This is a genomic window from uncultured Allobaculum sp. (assembly GCF_948576815.1).
In the GTDB taxonomy this organism is placed as follows: Bacteria; Bacillota_I; Bacilli_A; order Erysipelotrichales; family Erysipelotrichaceae; genus Allobaculum; species Allobaculum fili.
The window spans coordinates 1-4,773 of the sequence record NZ_CAPAEZ010000111.1; the positions used below are offsets into that span (position 1 = coordinate 1).

Here is a 4,773-nt window from a genome sequence, read left to right on the forward strand (position 1 = left end):
TTATCCCAAGGAGGCGGTCGAGAAAATACCCGTCTTTTATTTGACGCTTACATTTCTTCGAAAACAAAATTCCGCAGAAAGTAACCGTTCCGACACAGGCTCTCGATCGCACGGATTGGACCGGTTCGATCACACCGAAAAATAACGGAGCCTTTACTGATGCCTCCTTTAAGTCGATCATCGATGGCGATCTCTCAACCTATCCGGATGAAGGCGGTCCTGGTCAGGGAAATCACAATGGATTCCCGATTAATGTAGACCTCAATCTTGGATCTGAACAGACCGTCAAATCCTTCTCTCTTGATAAGCGTCCCGGTGCAGGCAATGCCGTAGACGGCAAAAACGGTACCGTCGGCGCATTCGAAGTCTTCACAAGTGAAGACGGTACGAACTGGGTATCCGCAGGCAAAGGTGCCTTCACCGAAGCTGCGTATAACCTCCATCAGGTTGACAGCCTGTATAACGTCGGCGACTGCGTTTACTGCAACCTTAATACTGCTGTAACCACCCAGCATATCCGTCTGCAGTTTACCGGCATGGCTATGGGTACTGCCGAAGAATTTGCGATGGCCGAAGTCAATCTGTACTCCGACGCCTATCAGGGTCCGGAATACCGCAGCCTGGATGAGCAGGCGATCGGCAAGGAAGGAACGATCAAAACCAGCGATCTTACGTTCGAAAAAGCTGAAAAAGCAGATACCGAAAACGGCGTCAAGCTGACGATCAGCTATGAGCCGTACGACTTTGGCGGAACGACGTTCGATATCGATGAAATCTATGTCGCCGAAGACGGCAAGGATTACATGCGTTCCTTCCTGGAAATCAAATCCAGCAAGGATACCGCGGTCGTTAGCTATATCGATCAGGATGCATTTGTGATTCCGGATGACGATGCCGATACGATCTGGACCCATCCGACGAATGCCGGCGGCTTTGGCTACGGCGGTCTGGATGCGCACGATTCCATGCTCGGTCAGCCGATTTATGTAGACGGCCTGTTTATGGGAAGCGAGTTCCCGGTAGCCGAAACGGAATACAGACCTTCGGATAAAACCACGCAGGTTCGCTACTACTCCGGCAAGTCCTTCTCCAAAATGAAGGAAGACAATATGCTGACGACGGATGACAAGTTTGTCTCCTGGCAGAACGTCATCGGTGCAGCCCGCGGAACGACAGTCAATGAAGTGAAGACCGACTTCTTCAACTACATTGAAGACATCGCAACGCCGACCGTATTCCGCAAGCAGTACAACTCCTGGTACGACAACATGAAAAACATCACCGATGCAAGTATTGAAAAATCCTTCGTCGGTGTTGAAGACGGACTTTCCCGCAACGGCGTTGAACCGCTCGATGCATACGTTGTCGATGACGGCTGGAACTCCTATGCGTATAACGAAACCCAGTTCAACTCCGAATACGGAAACAACGTAAACCGTACCGGATTCTGGGAAATCAACGACAAGTTCCCGAACGATTTCTATACGTCTACTTCTCTGGCCAACAAGCTCCAGTCCACATTCGGTATCTGGATCGGCCCGCGCGGCGGCTATGGATCAGAAGGCAACATTGCTCACATTATTGAAGAAGCCGGCACCGGCTACTCCAAAGGCGATATCTGTATCGCTTCCCACAAGTATGTCGACAACTTTGAACGTCTCGCCAAAATGTGGCAGAAAGACTATGGCGTTGAATACTGGAAGTGGGACGGTTTTGCGACCGGTCACTGCACAAACGCAGCACATGACCACATGGTCGGCGGACCGAACAACATGTACTACACATCCGATCTCTGGGAACACTGGACGGATCTGTTTGAAAATGTACGTGCCTTCAATGCTTCGCAGGGCAGACCGCTCTTCATCAACGCGACCTGCTTTGTCGAGCTGTCCCCATGGATGCTGCAGTGGGTCAATACCGTATGGCTGCAGAACTCCGATGACACCAATGACGTAGCTGGTACAGCTGCTCGCCATATCCGCAAGATTTACTACCGAGACAACGTGTACTATAACCTTGCCAACAAGTTCCAGGTTCAGTTCCCGCAGAACCACTTCTACAACCACGAACCGATTTACGGCGTTTCCGACAACCACGGCCAGGTCAACAACCAGGGCAAAGGTTCGAATGCGACCGATGCGGACTTCCGCCAGTACATGTTTGCCAACGCCATGCGCGGTACTCTGTTCTGGGAACTTTACTATTCTCCATCGATCGTGAATGAAGAAAAATACGAAATTACCATGGACGTCCTGGACTGGATGGAAACCAATCAGGATGTTCTGAAAACTTCCCGTCTGCATGGCGGCGTTCCGGGCAATGCTCAGGTTTACGGGTATTCCGCATGGAAAGGTCAGGAAGGCATCGTTTCTGTTGTCAACCCGACTTCTTCCGAACAGACGTATACACTCAAACTGGATGCACAGGCCGGCGTGGATGCCTCTGTGAAAAACCTTTCCTACATCAGCGTTCGTCCGTTCGTTTCCGGCACGAGCACGGAAACGTACAGCTACGGCGATTCCATCACCGTAACCGTTCCGGCAAACGAAATGGTGATTTACCACTTCGGTGCCAAAGCTCCATCTGCTCCAAAAGCGGTATCCGCAAAGAATACCGACAACAACACGCTCGCTGTGAAATTTGATCAGCGCGTTACCCCTGTATCCGTCAAAGTCGACGGCAAGGAAATTACTGACTTCAAACTCCATGACGACTACCGCACTGTATCGATCCCCTTCTCCATCGGCAGCCTTACGAACCCTGAGGTGGAAATCACCGAAAAAGATGCTTCCGGTGTGGAAAGAACGATCAAACTCAACGTTCCTGTATACCGCAACGGTCTGATTCTCGATACGACAAACAAGGGCGTTCTTCCCGAATCCCTGAGCAAGTCCTACGATGCAGACCTGGATACCTACTTCACGCAGCCGACTTCCAAAGTTTCCCTCAGCGATTCCAATACGCTGTCCGGAACGCAGGATTTCTCGATCGTTATGGATCTCAATACGACCGCGATGTCCAAAGCGCTGTTTAACTCCGGCAGCGACGTAGCCCTTTCCATTGATGAAAACGGCTATCTGAACTTCAAAGTCGGAAGCCATACCCTCAGTTCGCTGGATCAGCGTACCTACGTCGATTCCAAAGACACCGGCAAATTCGGTACCGATGAATACGTAGAACACGAAACGCATACGGTAGACGAAGGCAAAATCAACGATGGAAAGAACCATCGCATCACCGCTTCCAAAACCGCGAACGGCATGCTGAAGATTTACATCGACGGCACGCTGTACGCTTCCCTTTACGACAAGGCTCTCATCGGTCTTTCGCTCACTGGCGGAGACTACACGATGGCCGATGCCGGCTTCAGCGGCAAGATCGGCAACATCCGCATTTCCAACGCTGCCAAACCGCTTTCTGAAATCGAAGACGAAGCACCGGCCGATCCGGAAGAACTGTCCTCGCAGGTTTACAGCCGTAATGGCTGGAGTGCTTCCGCCTGCTCTGAAGCTTCCGGAACATCGAACGGCGACAGCGGCGCGATGGCTGCCATCAACGACAATCCTAACGATCGCTGGCACACAAACTACAGCGGCAGCGACAAGTGCACGGATGATAATCCGCACTGGATCAAAGTTGATTTTGGAAAGACACTGTCTGTAAACAAGATCGATTACAAGGGCCGCGGCAACGTCAACGGTTCGATCAAGGACTATAAGCTGGAACTGCTCGACGCCAATGGCGCTGTTGTCAAGACAATCAACGGAACCTTCACTTCCACAACCGATCTGCAGAAAGTCGATGTAACTGATGACGAAGGCAATCCGGTTTCCATCAACGGATTCAAGCTCACCTGTCTCTCCACCATCAACGACCGCGATTTTGCAGCAGCCGAAGAACTGTATGCAGAAGGTCCAAATGACATTCTGACCGGCGATGCTCTCACAGCTGCAAAGGCAGCTCTGAACTCCATCAAAGATCTGGATGTTACAAACATGACAATCGATACGGCGGAAGCCTATCAGAAGGTAATGGACAAGGTGAACGCCACCGAATCCATTCGCGCGCAGGCATGGGACGCTCTGAAAGCAGAAGCTCTCGAAGCTGCAAATAACCTCGTAGATGCCACCGCAGTTATCAACGCACTCAATACGACCAAAACCACGTATGAAGGCGAACAGAAAGGCTCCGATGAAGCCTGGGCAGCCTTCCGTGCTGCTTACGTCGATGCACAGGCTGCACGCATGAGCGGCGAAGATGCAACGGCAGTGGCCAATGCTGCTGAGGCTCTTCTCGATGCCTATGCTGCACTCGAAGAAGTCGAACCGATTGAATACAACTACGACCTCCTTCGTGAAGCAATCCGCCATGCCGAGACCGTTAACACAGGCCTTGCTTCCTACAAGGATGGCAATGCTAAGACAGACTTTGGAACAAAACTCACTGCCGCCAAAGCTCTGCTCGATAAGGCTGAAAGTCAGGCTCAGATCGATCAGACTGCCCGCGATCTGGCCAAGGCTGACCTGGCTATGCGACTGAAACCCGAAGCCGGCAAGCTTTCCAGCCTGAAATAAGTTTTATTTAAGCCCAAATCATATTGCCCAGCCTTTCGGTTATCCGACAGGCGAAAAAGTTTTACAGTTTCCTTTCAAGCAAAACGAAGGGGACGGATCTTCACGATCCGTCCCCTTTTTCCGTTCTGTTATTTTGAAATTTGAGAGTAAGCGTCAAATAAAAGACGGGTATTTTCTCGACCGCCTCCTTGGGATAATT

The 4,773-nt window shown here is 51.1% G+C and carries 2 protein-coding genes; one reads left to right on the forward strand and one right to left on the reverse strand.

The features are described 5' to 3' along the window. Positions 1–194: 194 nt before the first annotated feature. Positions 195–515: a hypothetical protein gene (locus Q2J39_RS10470; RefSeq protein ID WP_288340633.1), complete on the reverse strand. Its 321-nt coding sequence runs from the start codon at positions 513–515 to the stop codon at positions 195–197. 21 nt (positions 516–536) lie between these two features. Here Q2J39_RS10470 and Q2J39_RS10475 point away from each other — a divergent pair, with 21 nt between their 5' ends. Further along, a complete protein-coding gene (locus Q2J39_RS10475; RefSeq protein ID WP_288340631.1) occupies positions 537–4,574 on the forward strand; it encodes a discoidin domain-containing protein in 4,038 nt (1,345 codons plus the stop codon). The last annotated feature ends 199 nt before the right edge of the window (positions 4,575–4,773 follow it).